This is a genomic window from Orenia metallireducens, from assembly GCF_003001995.1.
Taxonomy (GTDB): Bacteria; Bacillota; Halanaerobiia; order Halobacteroidales; family Halobacteroidaceae; genus Orenia; species Orenia metallireducens_B.
In genome coordinates, this window is the sequence record NZ_PVNB01000065.1 from 1 (window position 1) to 3,662 (window position 3,662).

General features: G+C 36.0%; 5 protein-coding genes. 4 read left to right on the forward strand and 1 reads right to left on the reverse strand.

Annotated features, from left to right (window positions below):
* The 3 genes from terL to BX659_RS18490 form a co-directional block, all read left to right on the forward strand.
* Positions 1-437, forward strand: a 437-nt coding sequence (gene terL, locus BX659_RS18475) for a phage terminase large subunit (protein WP_172432023.1), incomplete at its 5' end; no start/stop codon positions are given.
* A 752-nt stretch (positions 438-1,189) separates the two neighbouring features.
* Positions 1,190-1,408 carry a hypothetical protein gene (locus tag BX659_RS18485; RefSeq protein ID WP_097019703.1) on the forward strand — a complete coding sequence of 73 codons (219 nt, stop codon included), beginning with the start codon at positions 1,190-1,192 and terminating at the stop codon, positions 1,406-1,408.
* A gap of 13 nt (positions 1,409-1,421) precedes the next feature.
* Positions 1,422-2,570, forward strand: a complete 1,149-nt coding sequence (locus BX659_RS18490; protein ID WP_172432024.1) for a phage portal protein — start codon at positions 1,422-1,424, stop codon at positions 2,568-2,570.
* A gap of 26 nt (positions 2,571-2,596) precedes the next feature.
* Here BX659_RS18490 and BX659_RS18495 read toward each other — a convergent pair whose 3' ends face one another.
* A complete protein-coding gene (locus BX659_RS18495; RefSeq protein WP_097019705.1) occupies positions 2,597-2,800 on the reverse strand; it encodes a hypothetical protein in 204 nt (67 codons plus the stop codon).
* A gap of 292 nt (positions 2,801-3,092) precedes the next feature.
* On the opposite strand from BX659_RS18495, the gene BX659_RS19225 reads away from it, so the two are divergent.
* Positions 3,093-3,236 carry a hypothetical protein gene (locus BX659_RS19225; protein WP_181186465.1) on the forward strand — a complete coding sequence of 48 codons (144 nt, stop codon included), beginning with the start codon at positions 3,093-3,095 and terminating at the stop codon, positions 3,234-3,236.
* The last annotated feature ends 426 nt before the right edge of the window (positions 3,237-3,662 follow it).

Genomic DNA, 3,662 nt, shown 5'->3' on the forward strand with positions numbered 1-3,662 from the left:
TAGAGTATGAAGGTGAGATTTATGTAATTGATGTTCTTTATACTAAAGAAGGGATGGAGGTTACTGAGTCACAGACTGCTGAGTTATTGGTAAGAAACAAGGTGAACTATTGTAAGATAGAGAGTAATAATGGTGGGCGTGGCTTTGCTAGGAATGTTGAGGGGATATTATGGGATAAATATAGGACAAGGAGTATTGATGTTCAGTGGTTCCATCAGAGTAAGAATAAGAAGGCGAGGATAATAGCTAATAGTAGCTTTGTGATGAAGCATATTTACTTTCCTGAGGATTGGAAGTATAGATGGTCAAAGTATTATGAGGCTATGAATAGTTATCAGAAGGAGGGTAGAAATAGAAATGATGATGGTCCAGATGCTACTACTGGATTGGCTGAGATGGTGAATGAAGGGTTTGAGTTGAGGATAGGGAGAGTTTGAAGACCAGAGGATAGAGGATAGAGGATAGAGGATAGAGGATAGTGAAGAGCAAAGTTAAGAACATTTTTTAAAGTACAATGATATAATTTTAATGGAGGGGTTTGGATGATTGTGGAGAAGTAAAAACTTAATAGTATAAATGATTTATTTAAATGGATTAATCTAGTATAATTATTTTGGATATACCTAACTAAAGTTATAAGTTATTATCAAAAGAGTTAAAATTAGATTATATAGGGGAATGTGAAATTGATAAATAAGCTGATTGATAAAAAAAGTTCTTCAATTTTAATTGTTGTTTTTGGTATTATTATGCAATTTGTTGTTTTGTTTGTTTCGTGGTATTGTGTTCCTTTTTCTAATTCTAGTTCAATTATTAAAACAGTTGATTTGATTCTTTCTGTAATATTATTTTTTATACCCCTTATATCAGTAATTGGAATTATTGTATCTATGAAACAAATTTCTAGACAGGATAAAATTAGTATACCATTGTTAGGATTAGTATTAAATATGTGTTGGTTTCTATTATTCTTATTTATTTGCTATATGATTTTTATTAAAGGAGTTAGTGTATAATCAAATTTGAGGTAAAATTGAAAGATATAGGGATTAAATCATTGATACAATATAGGTAGTAATTGATATTGGTGATTAGTAGTTAATAAAAATCAAATATTTAAAAGGCTTAAAGTCAAGAGCAGAGATTAGATTGCTTTTGGCTTTTTTATTATTATGAGAGGTGATTAAGTTTGAAGTTTATTAAAGAATACATCAAAGAAATATTACTCTGCCTAGCTTGGCTAATAGGTTGGGGATTAACTGCTTGGTCTTTGAGCGATTTGTTTGGTATTTGGATATTAAAAATAAGTATTGGATTACTACTATTGGGATTAGTTGGATATAGATTTATCTTTAAGATTTTGCTTGATGGATTATATGTTTTATCTATACAGGATAAAGAAGATTAGGAGGTGTTGGAAGATGAATGTTTTTAAGAAGGTAGCAAAGGGATTACAGGTGGAGGCTAATGCTAATCGTCCAAGGTTGATGCCTAGCTATAGAAGTGGTAAGCCGCAGTTTAAGGATTGGGATACGGAAAGGGCGATTAATGAGGGGTTTAAGGTATCGACTTATGTTTACTCTTGTGTTTATCGGATTATGAAGGCAGTGGCTAGCGTACCTTTGAAGGTTTATGAGGATGGGGAGTATAATCCAGAGCATCCCTTGCAGATGTTATTGGATGACCCTCATCCTTTTTATAGTATGCAGGATATTATGGAGCGAATGGCTGCTCATTTGTATCTTGGGGGGAATTCGATTATTCAGATTATCAGGCTGGAGAGTAAGGGAGGATTGCCAGTGGAACTATTTCCCCTTAATCCCGATAAGGTCAGTCCTGTTCCAGACCAAGCGACTTTTATCAGCTATTATGAGTATAATATTGGTGATAAGATAGAGAGATTAGAGGCTAAGGATGTAATTCATGATATGTTTACTGACCCTGCTAATCCTTATTGGGGGATGAGTCCTTTACAGGCTGCTGCTATGATTGTAGATACTGATGTAGAGGCAGTAAAGTGGAATAAGGTTACAATGCAGAACCGAGCAGTTACTGATGGAGTTTTTGCTTTTAAGCATGATTTAACAGGTGCTCAGTATAAGGAGGCTAAGGAGCATGTAAGGGAGCAGTATAGTGCTAAAGGGCGTGGTCCTTGGGTTTTGGGGAATGAAGTGGAGTATATTCCGATGAGCTTAAGTCCTACAGAGATGGATTTTATTGAATCTAGGAAGATGACTAGAGAGGATATCTGCTCTATTTTTCAAGTTCCTCCTCCAATGGTGGGGATTTATGATAAGGCTACTTTATCTAATATTGAGACAGCAAGGAAGATATTCTGGTTAGATGGAATTATTCCTTATCTAAAGGATGTCTTGGATACTCTTAATAAAAGCTTAGCTAGAGAGTTTGGTGAGAATGTAGAGATTAAGGCTGACACAAGTATGGTTAAGGCTTTACAGGAAAATTTAAATGAGAAGGTAGAGGCGGCTTATAAGTTTAAGCAGATGGGCTGGTCCTTAGAGGAGATTAATGAAAGATTGGATTTGGGATTCCCTAAGAGCAAGGGATAGTTGATAAGGGATGGAGCGAGAGGGAATTAATTATAAATTCCTTTTCGCTCTATTCTTTGTTTAATGCGTAATAATCTCCTTTTCTCAAAGAAGAATGGAATTCTCTCTAAGGAACCTGCTGGATATTGTCTGATTTCTTTATCTAGCTCCTTCATCATAGAGTTGATTCTATTAATATAGTCTGATTCTGTAGGGAGAATATCTAATGATAATTGTTGATTTTTCTGCACCAAATCACCGCCTTAATTAAGTTATTTGTATACTACTAGTATTCCTGTTTTATGCTGAAAATATGCATAGTTTCAATAAATAATGTAAATTTATGATAAAGAATAATAGGTATATGACATAAGCTATTTCCAAAGATATTATCCTCACACACCAGCAATTTCTTTTAATGCTGTAAGGAGAAAAGGTCAAGGAGGAACGCAAGAATGAGTAGTCCTTGATGTTTTTGACTGGAAGCATATAATTAGCAGGATGGTGTGATTGGGGAACTGTTTTTAGAGAGACCCAAGCATGATGGCTATGACGGTTATATTGCAGATAGTTACTAATTACTTTATACTATCTTATATTCGTTTTATTACAGAGATATTAAGTCATAGTCATGATGCTCAATCCCCCGACCTTGGTCTGTTTAAATTGGAGGGGGCTGCTAGATAGCTCGTAATGGAATGGAGAGCTTTGTAGCAGGATTAGCAGATACTATCGAGCTATGGATATGATTTTGGGTTTTTAAGGTTTTATCTCCCGGAAGCAACCTGAGGACAGATGAGAAACTGATGCGTCATTTATCATCGCCTCAAATCGTGTCCCTCAATTTTCCCTGTCCCCCATTTAAATGCAACCTTATTGGCGAAGTGGTCTGTCGAGCCTGTTTAGGAAGGGAGTTAAAGGGTTAGGGGGTTTGGGGGAAGGGAATGAGGGAAACAATGGGGTTGCTGGAGGGAGATGCTCTTAGCCGAGTGTAAGGAGTGGAAAGCAAGATAGATACGGGGTCCTGTTCTAACAGGTTGTAGCTATCTTGTTTGGAAGGACTGGAACTGGGCGTTGGTCTTAGGGATTGTGATAGCAGGTGGTTGTGCTGCT

Bases quoted from the DNA above. Each gene is read 5' to 3' on its own strand.
- BX659_RS18490 (WP_172432024.1), top strand. From the start codon at position 1,422: ATGAATGTTTTTAAGAAGGTAGCAAAGGGATTACAGGTGGAGGCTAAT.
- BX659_RS19225 (WP_181186465.1), top strand. From the start codon at position 3,093: ATGGCTATGACGGTTATATTGCAGATAGTTACTAATTACTTTATACTA.